We start from the raw sequence: 15,171 nt of genomic DNA, 5'->3' as shown, positions 1-15,171 counted from the left end.
AGTAGGGCGCTCAGTACCCGGTCATTTCGAGATATCCGACACCTGACGTAGTGCCCTCGATGTGTATCGGCCCCTCCCAATATGGCGTTGAAGTCGCCATCCAGGACTGGTCGTTCAATGGCTTGGTTTTGATATCGAGCGACTTAGCCGGCACGCGTATACGCCACTCTACCGGCATCTGGTGCCCATTGACCATTGCCTCTCGTATTGGCTCCAATTGGACCTCGCCTTTCGACAGAGGTGTCGTTTGCCCATTCGCGGATATCCAGTTCGCGGAGATGAACCCATCCTTGCTATCACGCAGGCGAAAGGCCATCAGCTTATCGCCGGAATCCATATGCGGTGAGAACCACTCCCAGCCTGTCTGATTGGATGCAAGCGGCTGCGACGACCACTCTCGATCCAGCCAAGCCTTACCGGTGACGTCAACCGGCGCCCCGGAGATCGTGATAACGCCTGAGACCTCATAGAAAGGCTGCGAGTAGTAGTAGCTCGCCTGCCCGGCAGCCGACTTTACGGAAAAGCCTTTGTCGCCCTGCAGCACCAGCGGACCGTCGGCCTTGAGGTGCAAGTCGTAGCTGAAATCCGGCCCGTCCGCCGATAGCGAAAGTTTGCCAATAGCATTCGAGCCGATTCCGTCAGCGGCAATCGCCTGCCAGTCGTCTATCCACGCCCGAAAAGGCGTCGTCTCAACGTCCGCTTGTCCGACGCCTCCCCGGTCCAAGCGCTCTGCGACATATTGGTGGGTCTGAGTTCAAACCACCTGCGTTGCGTTTGTCGATCGGGAAGAGGGCCGTCTGCCGCGAAATCCACAACTTACGAACTCCTTGAGCGGGCCTCAAGCACGGCCAGCGCGCGAGACTGCGGAGCTAGTGACAGAGCAACCTCTCAAGTGTCATGGTGGTTTGATTGACGGGCCGCACTCCCTCGGCTTGTCGGCAAGTGCTGAGCTTGCGCGCTACCGGTGCTCGCTGTGATGTCGATTTTCAGCAGCGGCGCTGTACATGTTCTCGTCGCCTTTATGGTCATGGGTTCCTCGGCGGTTTTCGCCAATCGCGCGTATGCCAGCCATCGCCGCTCTATGCCGGCTTGGTGCAGGATATGATATCTTCCTGCCTGACGCTTTTTCTGAAAACCGTGATCGACTGGCTTTCCACGCGCTTTGGCGGCGGATCTGTACGATTTTGGGCGCCGCCGCCGTTCACTGCTTGTCTCGGCTCAGCCAGCATTCTCGCGGCGATCCATGCGGCGACCGGCACACCGGAAATTCTAAAGACCATCGCGTTTCCGCTGCTCGTATCGACGAGCTACGCCGCAATTTGCAATTATTCGATCCTGGCTACACGAGTTTCGACACCACGAGGGAAATGACGACGGAAGCCCCGCGCGAAGCGCAAGGTGGTAACCATCCCGCTGCATTGTGCGATGCTGCGGTCGCCTCCATGCAAGCCGCTCCGACCGGAACGAGGCAAAGCCCGCGGAGGCTCTCGACCGCGCCGCCGAGGCGGAAGAGTGGCCTTGTTCGCTTCGCGGCATCTGGCACCGCAGAGACGCCGCCGCATGCTTGCGGATCGTGGGCTTGTGCATCAGGGCAGAGGCACCGGCGTGTCGGCGAGGGTTCTGAGATAGGCGATCACATCAAGCCGATCAGCTTCATCTGGCGCGCCGCGAACGTCCATATTGACGCCTGGCGTTGTGAGAGTAGGGCCAGCGAGAAAAATGTTGAGGTCTTCGTAGGTCCAGGACCCCTCCCAGGCCGACAGGGTCTGGGAGTAGCCGCCAAACTTCGTCGAGGCTTTGTCGCGTCCGACGACATTCCACAAGTTCGGCGCCCTGGTGGGGATATCCTGCGCCCGGGTGACGTGACAGGAGGAGCAGTTGGGGGCAAAGAACGCCTTGCCCTTTGCCGGATCACCCGTGGCCAGTTTCGCGGAAATCGGCTCGGGTTTTGAAATGATGACGCCATGCGCCAGCAGGTACGCGGCGATGTCGGCATGATTGTCATGCTTTGCAAGGTGATAGGGGGTGATAATGCCCGGAAGACGGGCGGGGTCACCCCGGGTCCAGACGGCGTTAACGTCTGCGCCGGCTTCCACGAGCACCTTGACACAATCGAGACAGCCGTTCGCGACCGCGAAGTGCAGCATGCGCTCGCCCCTGGCTGCGGCATTCGGATCAGCACCATGCGCCAATAATAGGCGGATAAGGTCGACGGAGTTAGTCAGAACAGCGCCGGTAAGCGGCAGACCCATCGCCGACTGGTTGTTCACACCGGCCCCGCGCTCAATCAGCAATTCGACTGCTTCAGAATGGCCGCTACGAATTGCCAGGAAGAGAGGCGTGGCTCCCTTGTCCTGCTCCTCAATGTCGGCGCCTGCATCAAGGGCTGCCGCGATGGCAGTCAGGTCGCCGCTTTTGACCGCCTCGTGAAGCGGTCCACCTTCAGCGGCTGTAAGAGCACCCAAATAGAGGAGCACGCTTCCGATCAGCTCACGCATCCGGCTCTCCCTCCGCCAATACGGTGACCGGGAATTATATACCCGATCAACCCCACCGGCTAGCTTGGCGCGCGCCTACCGCACGAATGGCATTGCTGACGGCGGTCAATCTGAAAAACTGGCGGCGGTGAAGTCCCGCATCTCCTCGGCGATCCAGTTCCTCTCTATCATTGCGAACCACCGCTCCCAGGTCGTCGTATTCCGATCTCGTGGATGAGTTGGCAGGTGGCGAGACCCCGCGAAGCTGGAAGAGTGTCAGCGAAATTCGCATCAAACAATGCTTCCTTGCCTCTGTCCGCGAATGCTCACGATATTTTCGCAGAGCTTCCCACGCGGAAGAACTGCTGACGGTGACATCATTCCTGCCACCACTTGGCTCTTTCAAGGATGACTTTCCGCATCACTTTCCGGTTGTCGGGAACCCGGATCTCAATGGTTTTGCCTTTGTTTCCCTTTTTTACCTCTTCACAAACGGCAGAAACCGCCAAAAGCCCTGGATCGCTAATAAGATCCGACATTCCAAGAGCGGTTGCAGCTTTGATTGCCGATTCTGGCGTCATCTTGAAGCCGCATGTCGATTTCGTCACATCACGAAAGAACATGGCCGCGGCTGTGCGATCGTCGGCTTGAACATGAGCTGCAGCAGAAAGAATAAGCGCCATTGCGCCTAAAATGCGTAGTTTCATTGCAATATCCCTAAGTTATACTCTGCGGCGCAGCACAAACCTGCGAATTCCCAAAGTCAATTGGCTGCAGCTCGAAACCACAATTCTTTCAGTGTTCGATCGACAGAAGGCCGTGACAGCCGCGGAATACTGGCATTCAATCGGGCGCGGCATGCGCCCTGCCGGTTACGAGATGACGACGCTCAATATTCCGGCCTGCCTGCGCATTCACCCCTTAAACAAGTTTCTTCGCCTCTGTCCGCGTATGCTCGTGATACTTATTCTCCCGCAGCGTTCCGAATAGCTTCAAGCTCTCCAGATGCTCGCGCTGGGCGCGGTAGAATTCGTTGAGGAAGAGCAGTTCCTGGCCGGGCTTGACGGTATCGGGATAGCGGATCCTTCGGGCAATGGTGCGCACGATCTGGACGATCTCTTGGCTCTGGGCATTATTTGTCGTGTCACGAAGCACGTCTTCCAGCGTCTGCAGCTCATATTTTCCGTAGACATCGAGGTGCTCGGGCAGGAATTCGAAGGCCGGCTGCGTTGCGGCGGCAGGCGCAGACAAAGCCAGGTCGGAGAGCAGCACCGAGCGCGGATTGTCGACCACCAGCGTGCCGGCGATGATGTCGCCGAGCCGTTGCCGGCGCCGGTTGGCGAGCGGAACGATCACCACCACCAGAAGCCAGGCGCACGTCAAAGCGTTTTCCAATCCCGACTGCGTGACAACCGATGCTAAAAGAGTCATGGGAGCGAAGATCTCCACCTCTTTCATCAGGTTGCGCGCGGTCACCTGATGGGGCGTTAGCCGCCGTCCGTTGGCGTTGATGACGCGGATGCCGGTTATCTTTTTCCCGAGTGTGCGTCCGTTCCAGATCAGCTCCGATAAAATGTAATAGGGGGTCCGCACCAAAAAACCCAGCAAGATGATCAGCATCATCTCGACGTTCGAAGGCAGGATTCCTGTGAAGGCGATAACGAAGGCGCAGATGAAAATAAGGATACCGGTGAAGATGATGTCGAGGATTTGCGCGCCGAGGCGGCTGCCGATGGAGCCGATCGCGAAAGTGATCGGAACACCCTCGGGCGGGATGAACTGTTCGACGCGTTTGCCGTCCTGAACTGACTGGTTCATCGCACAGGCTCACGCGAAACTTTGCTGTCGCGGCCGCTAAACAGCAGCCAGCCCACCCAGAAGAGGCCCATCCCCCAGCCGATGATGAGGCGCCAGATCGTATCCTGTATCAGCTGGCGAAGGAAACCTTCGATGAAGGCTGCGACGATCAGCATCAGCGCTGCCAGGATCGCGAGCTTGACGGCGTCACGTCCCTGGTGGCGCAACGCCTCCCGGCGGGTTCGTGCCCCCGGCAGAAGAACGGCAAGTCCGAGCCTTGCTCCCCCCGCGCAAGCAATGGCGATTGCCGCAAGCTCGGTCACGCCGTGGATCGAGAGCCAGCCGAAAACGTCGTAACCCAAGCCCTTGCGAGCAAACATCGCGAAGAACGCGCCCAGGATCAGGCCATTGTAAAAGGTCAGGATGAAGCTCGGCACCGACACGAAAATGCCGAGCGTGAAAATCAGCACGACGATAGTGGTGTTGTGGGAAAAGAGAAATGCGGAAAAGGTGGAGAGCCTGTCGCTGTCATGCCCTTCACCGCCATAGATCGTCGAGCGGAGATAATCTGCCGATGCATCCGGGGTGCGCTGGTCGGCCAGCCCCGGCGGCACCAAAGTATAGAACCAGCTCGGGTCGCTGGTGCAGAGCTTGTAACCCGCAAGCGCCCCCAGAACGAGCGCCAGGAACCCGATGAACAAGGGCAAAGCCGATCGGCGCACCGCCTGCGGAATGCCCTGCACCAGCGGGCGGGTGAACAGGCCGCCGAGGCTTTCCTGCGGCGCATAGACCACCAGATAGGCCCGGGCGCAGAGGCTCTCCAGATAGGCGATCAGCGCACGATCGAGGGAAATATCGCGGGCCACGCTCAGCGAGTTCATCGCCTGCCTGTAGCCGGCGGTGAGATTGCGGACCTCATCATAGCCGAGGGCGGCTGCGCCACCTTTCTCGGCCCGCGTCACGAGGTCATCCAGCTGACGCCAGTGCGTTTCGCGCTCCACCCGGAAGCGTGCCGAGCGAAGCATATCGGTCTGGATGGCGCCGACGTTCACCGTCGCGCCCATGTCTCTCCTGTCGCCGATACCAATATCCATCATATCATCTCACGGGATTTTATTTCGATGTAACGCGCAATGAGATCCGAGGTCAGTGCCTCCGGTGTGCTGTCGAGGCAGAGTACGCCGAGACGCGCCAGCTTTTCCATCACCGTACGCCTCTCCTGAAGGATCTGTCGCGCTGCGACGGAGCGGGCGATAGCGTCCAACGTCATCTCCTCGGGTTCCACCAGCTTTGCCAGCATCGGATCACGCAATGCGACGTAGACAATGAAATGATGCCGGGCGAGCACGTGAATGTTCTCGATCATCAGCTCCGCCGTGATGCTGTCGACGAAATCGGAGAATATCACGATCAGCGAACGTCGTTTCAGGCGCCCCGACAGATGCGTCAGTCCCAGCGTATGGTTGCTCTCCTGGGTTTCATAACGCAGCTCCGCGCACATCGTCTGCAGCCGCGGAAAGGCTGCTCTTCCAGGCAAAGCCGGCACGAACAGGCGCGGGCGGCTGTCGAAACTGTAGAAACCGACGAGATCGCCGGCAAGGCCACCGGCCCAGCACATTGCCAATGCCGCGTTGATGGCCCGATCGAGCTTGGTGAAGCCGCCGAGCTGTTCGGCCATGAGCCGTCCCGAATCGATGCACAAGATGATCTGGTGGTTTCGTTCGGCCCGCATCTCGCGCACCACGAGATTGCGCATCCGGGCGGACCGCTTCCAATCGATGCTGCGCGGATCCATGCCGCTTACAAATTCACGCAGCTGATGGAACTCCGATCCTTCGCCACGCAGCCGCAGATCTTTCTGACCGGCTTCCAGCGGCAGGATCTGCGTCCTTATCGCCCCTGACAGCACCGGCGATATGTCGGGCAGGACGGCGATCTCTTTTCCCACCGGCATGCGCGCGATCATCTCGAGCAGCTTCAGCCGCGACGGCCACTTCAGCCACAGGTCATGGACGGCGTATCGTCCCCGTCGTGTCAGGTGAAGATCCAAAGAGGCCCCGGCAGATTTCTCTCCAGAGACTGACATGGCACTCACCAATCTGCTTTCGCCGACGACAAGCTCGGGAGCGCGATCGAGCCGGATCTCGATGTTGCCAGGCACTGCGCTCTTCCGCGGCCGGATGGTGGCTGTGAACGCGGCGGTGTGGCCGACAAAACCTTGCGGCGGCAGATCGAATTCCACCGTCATCCGGCCCGACAAGGCCGACATGACCAGATCGCCTGCCGTCAACGCCGCAAGCGCGACCCACAGGCCGAGCAACAGGTAGCCCGTATCGTGCCACCACACGCTGACGAAAACCGTCACCGCCGCCAAAATCAGAACAAGTGCGATCAGATACCGGGATGGCCGCATTTAACGGGGCGCATCCACGCGGTTCATGATGTTGCGGAGCACCTCGTCCGGCGTGCGGCCGTCGATTTCCGCCGAAGGCGAAAGAATGATGCGGTGGCGAAGCGCCGGCACCAGCAATGCCTGAACATCATCCGGCAAACCGTAGTCCCGGCCCTCGAATGCCGCACGCACGCGCACGGCCGAGGCCAGAGCGTCGGCGGCGCGCGTCGATGCGCCGTAGAGAATATCGGCATCGGAGCGGGTGGCGCGCACCAGGTCGACGACATAGGTCAGGATCGTGCTGTCCAGATGGATCGCATCGATCAGCGCGCGCCCCTCGGCGAGCATTGCACTGGTCACGAGCGGGCGGATGCCGGCATTGCGCATATCCGATTGCAGTGCCTGCTTGGCGTGTTTGGAGAGGATGGCAATTTCGGTATCACGGTCGGGAAAATCGACGACGAGCTTGAACAGGAAGCGGTCGAGCTGGGCTTCGGGCAGCGGATAGGTGCCCTGCTGCTCGATCGGGTTCTGGGTGGCAAGCACGAAGAAATCCGGTCCCAGGGAATAATCGGTTCCGTCGAGCGTGACCATCCGCTCGTTCATCGCCTGGAGGAGCGCGGATTGCGTCTTCGGCGGAGCGCGATTGATCTCGTCGGCGAGAAGGATATCGGTAAAGACCGGACCCTTGGTCAGGTGGAACTGATTGGTCTGGAAGTTGAAGAGATTAACACCCAGGACATCACCGGGCATCAGGTCGGGCGTGAACTGGATGCGACGATAGACTAGTGCCATAGCGGCAGAAACCGAGCGGGCAAGCAGGGTTTTGGCCGTACCGGGCGGGCCTTCGACGAGGCAGTGTCCCCCGGCAAAGATCGAGATCAGGACGAGATCGATGATCGCATCCTGCCCCTGCACCACTTTGCCGATTTCGCCGCGAACCGTGGCGATAAGATTGCGAAATTCACCTAGATCCAAGCTCAATGCTCCCTAGCAATTTTCTGAATATCTCGAGATGGCGGTGCAGGTCCGCCCGCGTCATCACATGTCCGCGTTCGATCAGGGCCTCGGCTGCGGCATGCAAGGCCTGCGCCCCTGCTTTGTCGCGACGCGCCAGGCGTTGAAACAGCCGCGCTATACCTGCCTGATTGCCGGCTCCGGAACCGAAGAGCAGCTGCGCCTTGTCGGCAAGCAGATGCAGCACAAACTGGCCGGCCATCCGGCCGTCATTGCCGGACAGGCGCAAAAGCCGCGCCGTGGCCTCGATCGCGGCGGTCTTCGACAGCTCGATGTTTGCGGATGCCTCACGCAAAGGCGGCCCGAAGCGACAGGCGCCCCGCCAGAAGCAGATCGCTGCGACGACGAGCAGCATCCCCCAGATGATGGAGAGCGGATAGGCAAAAAACCGCTGGAGATCGGAGCCCGAGCGCTCATAGGACTTGCCCTCATCCACCGGTTTTTCGCTATCCAGAGGCTGGCCGGCCGTATCCAGATAGACCGGCCGCGTCTCGCCGGCGCCGCGCAGATGCTGAATCAGCGACACGGCAAAGGCGGCGTTATCGGCCAGGGCCAGTCCATGGTTGTTCAGCAAATCGGGGTCCGACAATAGATAGACGAAAGGGTTGTCCTCGCACTGGACGATCAGCGCACCCGACGGCATGCCCGCGAGCTCGTGGCAGCGGCGCGGCAGGCTCTCCCGGTCGAAGGTCTGTGCCTCATACAAGGCGATCTTGACCGGCTGACCCGGCTCCAGGCTTGGTTGCGCCTGTTCAAAATCCGGCCCATATCGATCGAGCCGAAAGTCCAAAGGATCGATCTTGTCGAGTTCTTCGTGGATGTCGGCGAGAGCAACCAGATCCGATTGCCTCGCAACACCATCCTTCAACACGCTGCCGCGCCATTTCGGCATTGTTATCAGCGTCGGCAGCTCATGGTTGATTGCCTCATAGGACCAGCTTTCCAGACCCGCTTCGCCCGTTTGCTCGTCTGCCCCAGGGGCGGCGGCCTTATCCCTGGGCGCGCCGGCCTCATCCTTCGAGAGCGGCAGGGAAAGAATGCGCAATGAGATTTGCGAGCGTGCTTTGGTGACATGCGCATTGGAGCGGACAATAGCGATACCCTTCGCTTCCAGCCACACCTGCAAGCCTTTGCTACCGAGAGGCGAATAGTCGTAATCGTCGTCCCGCGGCAGCCAGAAGAGTGCCAGCGCCGCGAGGCCTAGCACCAGAACCAGAATTAAAACGGGCGCCGACTTACGCATGGGTCAATCTGCCGATCGACAACAGGTCGCGCGCCGTCGCGAGAAGGGTGCCGAAATGGTTTTCCGCAACGTTACGGCCGCCGTAATGCACGAGTTCCACCGCAGTCAGGAAATTTGCAAGCCTCTCGCGGTCGGGCATAGTTTTCGGCAGGCGCGCGAAAACAGCGCGTTCCGTATCGGCGCGGAAAAGCCGTGTTCCGGTAATATCGGCCGCGTGCAGCAGACAATGCCTGAGCAGCAGGACTAGCGCCTGCCGCCGATCCGCCATAGCCGCAATGCGCTGCAGGAAATCGCTCGCCTTTTCCTCAGCCTCCGCGGCTGATGTGCGCCAGCTTTCCGGCGCCTCTCCCTGCCGCTTCATGTCGCGAGGAGCAGAGGAGAGCAAGACACCGCCATTTCCGAATCGAATCCACAAGCCGATGACCACGATGAGACCAACAAGCACGACGATAACCGCCAGAGGCCCGCTGAGCACCGGCTCCCGCGGGACAAACAACGGCTTGCGTTGCGGTGACGATGTTGTCGTGTTCGATGCCGGTGCAGGTTTTGCGGAGGCGTCGCCGTAGACAAGCGTACAGCGCAAGCCGTTCTGCTGGCACTGCGAGGCATATTCGGCCCCGGCGGCGCTCCTTTGAAGATCACCGTCCTCGACCTGCTGACTGCTGTCCTGCGCTTGCGCAGGCGGAAAGGGAGCTGAGGTGACCAGGAACAAAGCCACCAGCAGGCCGGCGTGGCGGATGGTCATGCTCTAGGCAAAGACCTCTGCGCGCGCTTCGGGACGCAGCGGATCCGGACCGAACTTGTTCGGACCTTCGGTGCCCGGAAGCACGGAAATGACAAGGATCGCAAGGCCCACCACGATACCGACATAAGGAACAAAACCTAGGACAAACAGCGCAAGGTACCACCAACCGGAAATATTGCGGTCATGGAAGCGGCGAACGGTCAGAGATATCAGCGGCAAAAAAACTGCGAGGATGGCCAATCCGCAGATGACCACAGCGTAGCTAACCGGTGACGCAGCTCCGCCCCCACTGGTAGCGAAGGCGAGCACACCGGCCAGAAACCCTAGTGCGACCAGCGCCAGAAAATAAAACAACATGAACCACCAATATTCCGACCGGGAGGCCCTGCCCGAAAAGGTTGCGTATTTCTGCTTCAGAACAGTCCGAACAGCTTCAGTAAACCCCATTTGAAACGCTCTCATTTGTGCTTGCTGCAAGCGAGGCGCCCACAGTCTTATCAACGTCCTGCTTAATAGTGGTTTTTCGGATAAAACAGCTACAATTCAAACGCAGAAATTGCAATGAGTCGGTTGCTTAAAACAGACGCTGGCTCATATGGAAACTAACCGTAGGAACGGAGCCACCAACAGGCCTAAGTTGCCGATGCCATGCTTTTAGGCAAAGACCTCCGCGCGCGCTTGAGGACGCAGTGGATCGGGCCCGAATTTGTTCGGACCTTCGGTGCCCGGAAGCACGCTGATCACCAGGATCGCAATAACTGCAATGAGACCGATGTAGGGAACGAAATTGGCAATGCACAGCGCGAGATACCACCAACCGGAAATGTTGCGATCATGGAAGCGGCGAACTTGAACTGCTATCGCTGGCAAAAACATTGCGAGCCAAATCAATCCGCAGAGGAAGAAGAGGAGGGCGAGTGGTGGGGGAACTCCGTCCCGGAAGTCGGAAAAGCCGGCGACCACATTGCACAAGACGCCCATCGCAATCAGCACTAAAATATAGAATAAAACATACCACCAATATTCCGAGCGGGAGGCCCTGCCGGAGAAAGTTGCATATTTCTGCACCAGAACCGTGCCGGCAGCTTCAGTAAACCCCACTTTAAATGCTCCATCTCTGCCAGCTACGACCTTGGTGATCCTCACCTATCGGCTCGGACCCGTAGCCGACCAAAAAACAGCTACAATTCAAACGCATAAATTGCAATGAGGCAGTTCCACCGCGTCGGGCGTTCAAAAGCGACGCTTGGGCGGGGAGGCTTTTAACTTCGATGGCCACGAGATGGGCTTGGTTCGCGACGTGCCGGGGGATTCGCTCATACAATGTGGTGCTTCGCACGCCTCCCCGTGCCGCGTAGTCGGCTCATCCGCCTGCTCATGTCCTCCGATACAGAAAATACCGCCCGTCCTTGATCCCCTCCGGCAGCGGCAGGGCCACCAGTTCGGCATGCTCCAGCGGCAGGCCGCTGACGGCGATGCCGTTTGGGGCGAGCACGCCGGCCATCAGTTGCGGCAGCCAGGTCAGCGTTACCGCGTCGATCTCGTCATGGCCGGTGCCGATATCGGCATGGGCAAGGGCCGCACCAATGCCGAGGAAGGCCTGGCCGGAGTCACGGATATTGCCGGTCACCATGTCTTGTGCCTCTGGCGTCGAAGCCGAATAGGAGCGGACCTCCCAGTCGAAGGCGACGATGCGGCGGCCGGGGAAGTTTTCGCGCAGGTGATCGTAGGTGCGGCCGTTGCCGAGGCCGAATTCCAGCACCGGGCCTTCGATTTCGCCGACCAGATCGATGATCGCGTTCAGAATGTCGCGTTGCGCCGTCAACCGGCGAATGAAGCTGTCGAGGCGGCTCATCTGATCCGTATCCGTGATGAAAAATCGTCCGCGGGTGCTAACACATGAAACCTTGCCAAGTCGATTGCCGTAAATGGGAAATGGCGTTGCAGTGGCAACATGGGTCTGTGCTAAGCTGGATGACATGAAAACCGTGACCGACGAAGATTTCTTTGCCGCCGTACCGCTGTTCAGCGCCTTCGAGGGCGTGACCGATGCCGCCAACTATCGGCCGCTGCCTGATGGATGGGTGCTGGCGCTGGCCGATATCGTCGGATCGACGCAGGCAATCGCCGGTGGCCGCTACAAGGACGTCAACATGGCGGGCGCCAGCGTCATTTCGGCTGTGTTGAATGCCGTCGGCAAGGGCGACTATCCCTTCGTCTTCGGCGGCGACGGCGCGCTGATCGCCCTTCCGGGCTCGCTGGAGCAGGCGGCGCGCGATGCCCTTTCCGCCGTGCAGGTCTGGGTCGAGGAGGATCTCGGCCTGATGCTGCGCGTCGCCATCGTTCCGGTCGCCGACACCCGCGCCGAGGGCTTGGACGTGCGCGTTGCGCGTTATTCGGCAAGCCCCCACGTCACCTATGCGATGTTCTGGGGCGGCGGCACCAGCTGGGCGGAACGACAGATGAAGCTCGGCCATTACGCCGTCGGGCGCGCGGCGGCCGGAACACGCCCGGATCTGACCGGCCTTTCCTGCCGCTGGAGCCCGATCGACGCGCAGAACGGCGAGATCGTCTCGATCATCGCGGTTCCCGGCGAAGGCCGGCCAGGCGAAGATTTCCGCAACCTCGTCAACGGCATCGTCGCCATCACCAGCGAGCAGAACCGCGGCAGCCATCCGGTGCCGGCCGATGGCCCGGAGCTTGCCTTCTCGCTGCACGGCATCAATCGAGAGGCCAAGGCCACAGCCCCGGCCGGCCGGCGCTTGCGCCAGAAGCTCATCATCTTCCTGCAGCTCGCCATTACGGTGGTCTGCTATCGGCTCGGCATCCCGCTCGGCCGCTTCGACGCGCGCCGCTACAAGCGCGACGTCGCCGGCAATTCCGATTTCCGCAAATTCGACGACGGGCTGAAGATGACGGTCGACGTCGACGCCGAACATCTGAAACGGATCGAGACGCTGCTGGAGGCGGCGCGCGCCAAGGGCATTGCCCGCTACGGCCTGCATCGGCAGGCCTCGGCGCTGATGACCTGCTTCGTGCCGACGCCGATTTCGCGCGACCATATGCATTTCATCGACGGCGCGTCGGGCGGTTATGCGGTGGCCGCCAGCCGGATGACCGGCAAATCGTTTTCCGCAGCGCCGAGCGTCATTTGAGACGCCCACCGAAGAAAGGCAAACCCGCCGCCCTGACGGCGACGGGCTGATCTTATCCCGGTTCAGGGAAGGACTTATTTGGAACGGCAACGACCGGTGCGGGTGGTTTCCTTGTCGCCGTCATCATAGGCAATGCCGATCTTCTCGCCGCCAAGCGAAGTGATCTTGCCTGCATACCAATCGCCGGCGCCCTTATAGTTGCACTCCACCTTCTTGCCGATGACCCAGTCGTAAGGACGCACGTCGCTCACTGGAACGGTCTCCTTATCGCCGTCATCATAGCGGATGGTGACCTTCCCGCCCGCGGTACTGTCGATAACGCCCGGGAACCAATAACCGGCGCCCTTGTAGTTTCCGAGAACCCAGTCGCCTTTCGTCTGCGCAGAGGCGACGGAAGCGCAGGAGCAGACAACACCGATTGCGATCGCCGCAGCAACAAAACTCTTCAAAATATTCCTCCCTCGGAACTAATCCAACCCGCCCCCGAAATGGTTGTGGCGCACTCAGCATGCTTAAACTGCAGGGATGAAATCCGCCTTAACAAAAGAAACCGGCGCGGATGAATATAAGACATGCAAGGACGCTGCAGCACTTTGAACTGCTGCATGATCTATCCTTTGATCGACTCCACTTGTGCAGTGGAGTTGCTTTTACGCCTTGATGACGTGGTCGGCCGAAAGCCCAAGCCGGCCGAAGACATTGCGCGTGTCGATGATCAACGCAGCACTTTTTACCAGCGCCGCATAATCCACGCTGTCATGGTCGGTGGCGACCAGCACCGCATCGTAGCCGCTTACGACTTCCGGGGTCAGCGCCACCGATCGGCGGCCCTTCAGCGCTTGATATTCACGTGTCGGCGGGATCTCGGCGACGAAGGGATCGTGATAATCCGCCCGTCCGCCGCGCTCCTCGATGATCTCGATCAGCCGCAGCGACGGGCTCTCTCTTATATCGGCGACATTCTTCTTGTAGGCGAGCCCGATCACCAGCACCCGGCTCCGGCTCAGCGCCTTGCCGGCGCGGATGTCGAGCGCTTCGGCAAGCTTGCCGACGACATAACGCGGCATCGCCGAATTGATCTCGCCGGCCAGCTCGATGAAGCGGGTCGGAAGCTCGTATTCACGCGATTTCCAGGTGAGGTAGAAGGGGTCGATCGGGATGCAGTGGCCGCCGAGGCCGGGGCCGGGATAGAAGGGCATGTAGCCGAAAGGCTTGGTCTTGGCCGCATCGATCACTTCCCAGACGTCGATGCCCATCGCCGCATAGACGGTCTTCAGCTCGTTGACGAGGGCGATGTTGACCGAGCGGAAGATGTTTTCGGTAAGCTTCACCGCCTCGGCCGTCGCGTTCGAGGAGACCGGAACGACGGTCGAGACCGCCGCGCCGTAAAAGGCCTTCATCAGCGCCAGCGCTTCAGTGCCGTCGCCGGCGACGACCTTCGGGATGGTGGCGGTATGATAGTTCTGGTTGCCGGGATCCTCGCGCTCCGGCGAGAAGCCGACGAAGAAATCCGAACCGGATTTCAGCCCCGTGCCTTCGAGAATGACCTTGACGATATCATCGGTCGTGCCGGGATAGGTGGTCGATTCCAGCACGACGAGCTGGCCGGGGCGCAAATGCGCGGCGATCGAGCGCGACGTCGTCTCGACGAAGGAAAGGTCGGGATCGCGGTGTTTGGTCAGCGGCGTCGGCACGCAGATGATGATGACGTCGCAGGCGGCAAGGCCGGCGAAATCGGTCGTCGCCTCGAAGCGCCCGGCCTCGATCTCGGCAGCAAGCGCCGCGTCGCTGACGGCGTCGATATAGGAGCGGCGAGCGCCAAGCGCCACCATCTTTCCGGGATCGATGTCGAAACCGGTGACCGCAAAGCCGCTACGCGCCACCGCCATCGCCAGCGGCAGGCCGACATAGCCGAGCCCGATGACGCCGGCACGGGCGTTGCGGGTGTCGATCTTCTGCAAAAGCGTATCGAAGGTGGAGGGGGCCAAGGCGGGATCTTTCAAACGGGGAAGAGGAAGCTGATCTAATGCATGATTGCGGTGAATTAAACCCGGGGTCCTTTTCTCCCCGAGTGGCAAATAGCATTCGGTTGGCGACGAAGACCCCGCCCCAACCCCTCCTCACAAGGGGGCGGGGCTAACCCGCGGCGCCGGCGCGCCCTCTTTCGACATCAGTGTTTCGGCGATGATTTTTGAGTGAGACGATGCGGCAGGTTAAGTCCCTCCCCCTTGTGGGGAGGGGTTGGGGAGGGGTTTTGGTGTCGTCAATCGACCGCAATGATGCTCAAAGACCCTTACCCGGGTGTGGCCAAAATGCCCCGCCGCCATCCTTTGCTGCAACTTCAG

Annotated in this window: 14 protein-coding genes and 2 pseudogenes; 2 read left to right on the top strand and 14 right to left on the bottom strand. The window is 60.3% G+C overall.

The window, feature by feature from the left end; genetic code table 11:
• Window positions 1-10 precede the first annotated feature (10 nt).
• A pseudogene (locus tag GR197_RS19830) lies at window positions 11-754 on the bottom strand (lipocalin family protein); the annotation flags it as partial.
• Window positions 755-976: 222 nt separating this feature from the next.
• Between GR197_RS19830 and GR197_RS19825 the strand changes: the two are divergent.
• Window positions 977-1,371: pseudogene (locus tag GR197_RS19825) on the top strand (hypothetical protein).
• A gap of 215 nt (window positions 1,372-1,586) precedes the next feature.
• Here the strand turns inward: GR197_RS19825 and GR197_RS19820 are convergent.
• The 11 genes from GR197_RS19820 to GR197_RS19770 all read right to left on the bottom strand — a co-directional run bounded on the left by GR197_RS19820 (window position 1,587) and on the right by GR197_RS19770 (window position 11,526).
• On the bottom strand, window positions 1,587-2,498 hold the full coding sequence (locus GR197_RS19820) for an ankyrin repeat domain-containing protein (RefSeq protein ID WP_164012568.1): 912 nt from the start codon (window positions 2,496-2,498) through the stop codon (window positions 1,587-1,589).
• 356 nt (window positions 2,499-2,854) lie between these two features.
• Window positions 2,855-3,184, bottom strand: coding sequence for a hypothetical protein (locus GR197_RS19815; RefSeq protein WP_164012566.1), 330 nt, complete (start codon window positions 3,182-3,184; stop codon window positions 2,855-2,857).
• 214 nt (window positions 3,185-3,398) lie between these two features.
• A complete protein-coding gene (locus GR197_RS19810) occupies window positions 3,399-4,295 on the bottom strand; it encodes an RDD family protein (protein ID WP_164012564.1) in 897 nt (298 codons plus the stop codon).
• On the bottom strand, window positions 4,292-5,368 hold the full coding sequence (locus tag GR197_RS19805) for a stage II sporulation protein M (RefSeq protein ID WP_164012726.1): 1,077 nt from the start codon (window positions 5,366-5,368) through the stop codon (window positions 4,292-4,294). Before GR197_RS19805 ends, GR197_RS19810 begins: the two co-directional genes overlap by 4 nt.
• Window positions 5,368-6,687 (bottom strand): DUF58 domain-containing protein, encoded by a 1,320-nt coding sequence (locus tag GR197_RS19800; protein WP_164012563.1) that lies wholly within the window; start codon window positions 6,685-6,687, stop codon window positions 5,368-5,370. The genes GR197_RS19805 and GR197_RS19800 overlap by 1 nt, the downstream gene beginning before the upstream one ends.
• A complete protein-coding gene (locus tag GR197_RS19795) occupies window positions 6,688-7,644 on the bottom strand; it encodes an AAA family ATPase (RefSeq protein WP_164012560.1) in 957 nt (318 codons plus the stop codon).
• Window positions 7,631-8,926 carry a hypothetical protein gene (locus GR197_RS19790; protein ID WP_164012558.1) on the bottom strand — a complete coding sequence of 432 codons (1,296 nt, stop codon included), beginning with the start codon at window positions 8,924-8,926 and terminating at the stop codon, window positions 7,631-7,633. The genes GR197_RS19795 and GR197_RS19790 overlap by 14 nt, the downstream gene beginning before the upstream one ends.
• Window positions 8,919-9,671 carry a hypothetical protein gene (locus tag GR197_RS19785; protein ID WP_164012556.1) on the bottom strand — a complete coding sequence of 251 codons (753 nt, stop codon included), beginning with the start codon at window positions 9,669-9,671 and terminating at the stop codon, window positions 8,919-8,921. Before GR197_RS19785 ends, GR197_RS19790 begins: the two co-directional genes overlap by 8 nt.
• Window positions 9,672-9,674: 3 nt before the next feature.
• Window positions 9,675-10,118 (bottom strand): DUF805 domain-containing protein, encoded by a 444-nt coding sequence (locus GR197_RS19780; RefSeq protein ID WP_164012724.1) that lies wholly within the window; start codon window positions 10,116-10,118, stop codon window positions 9,675-9,677.
• 207 nt (window positions 10,119-10,325) lie between these two features.
• Window positions 10,326-10,772, bottom strand: a complete 447-nt coding sequence (locus GR197_RS19775) for a DUF805 domain-containing protein (protein WP_164012722.1) — start codon at window positions 10,770-10,772, stop codon at window positions 10,326-10,328.
• 274 nt (window positions 10,773-11,046) lie between these two features.
• Window positions 11,047-11,526: a class I SAM-dependent methyltransferase gene (locus GR197_RS19770; protein WP_164012555.1), complete on the bottom strand. Its 480-nt coding sequence runs from the start codon at window positions 11,524-11,526 to the stop codon at window positions 11,047-11,049.
• Between the two features lie 124 nt (window positions 11,527-11,650).
• On the opposite strand from GR197_RS19770, the gene GR197_RS19765 reads away from it, so the two are divergent.
• Complete coding sequence (locus tag GR197_RS19765) at window positions 11,651-12,826, top strand: DUF3095 domain-containing protein (RefSeq protein WP_164012553.1); 1,176 nt, start codon at window positions 11,651-11,653, stop codon at window positions 12,824-12,826.
• Window positions 12,827-12,900: 74 nt separating this feature from the next.
• Here GR197_RS19765 and GR197_RS19760 read toward each other — a convergent pair whose 3' ends face one another.
• Window positions 12,901-13,275, bottom strand: a complete 375-nt coding sequence (locus tag GR197_RS19760; protein ID WP_164012550.1) for a tudor domain-containing protein — start codon at window positions 13,273-13,275, stop codon at window positions 12,901-12,903.
• A 201-nt stretch (window positions 13,276-13,476) separates the two neighbouring features.
• Complete coding sequence (locus GR197_RS19755; RefSeq protein ID WP_164012549.1) at window positions 13,477-14,814, bottom strand: nucleotide sugar dehydrogenase; 1,338 nt, start codon at window positions 14,812-14,814, stop codon at window positions 13,477-13,479.
• Window positions 14,815-15,171 lie beyond the last annotated feature (357 nt).

It is taken from the genome of Rhizobium phaseoli (assembly GCF_010668805.1).
Taxonomy (GTDB): domain Bacteria; phylum Pseudomonadota; class Alphaproteobacteria; order Rhizobiales; family Rhizobiaceae; genus Rhizobium; species Rhizobium phaseoli_A.
Note: the sequence above shows the minus strand (reverse complement) of the source record. Positions and strands in the feature narration are given on the sequence as shown.

Coding starts and splice junctions, on each gene's coding strand:
- GR197_RS19765 (WP_164012553.1), top strand. CDS start 11,651: ATGAAAACCGTGACCGACGAAGATTTCTTTGCCGCCGTACCGCTGTTC.
- GR197_RS19815 (WP_164012566.1), bottom strand. CDS start 3,184: ATGAAACTACGCATTTTAGGCGCAATGGCGCTTATTCTTTCTGCTGCA.
- GR197_RS19800 (WP_164012563.1), bottom strand. CDS start 6,687: ATGCGGCCATCCCGGTATCTGATCGCACTTGTTCTGATTTTGGCGGCG.
- GR197_RS19780 (WP_164012724.1), bottom strand. CDS start 10,118: ATGGGGTTTACTGAAGCTGTTCGGACTGTTCTGAAGCAGAAATACGCA.
- GR197_RS19770 (WP_164012555.1), bottom strand. CDS start 11,526: ATGAGCCGCCTCGACAGCTTCATTCGCCGGTTGACGGCGCAACGCGAC.
- GR197_RS19805 (WP_164012726.1), bottom strand. CDS start 5,368: ATGGATATTGGTATCGGCGACAGGAGAGACATGGGCGCGACGGTGAAC.
- GR197_RS19785 (WP_164012556.1), bottom strand. CDS start 9,671: ATGACCATCCGCCACGCCGGCCTGCTGGTGGCTTTGTTCCTGGTCACC.
- GR197_RS19790 (WP_164012558.1), bottom strand. CDS start 8,926: ATGCGTAAGTCGGCGCCCGTTTTAATTCTGGTTCTGGTGCTAGGCCTC.
- GR197_RS19810 (WP_164012564.1), bottom strand. CDS start 4,295: ATGAACCAGTCAGTTCAGGACGGCAAACGCGTCGAACAGTTCATCCCG.
- GR197_RS19820 (WP_164012568.1), bottom strand. CDS start 2,498: ATGCGTGAGCTGATCGGAAGCGTGCTCCTCTATTTGGGTGCTCTTACA.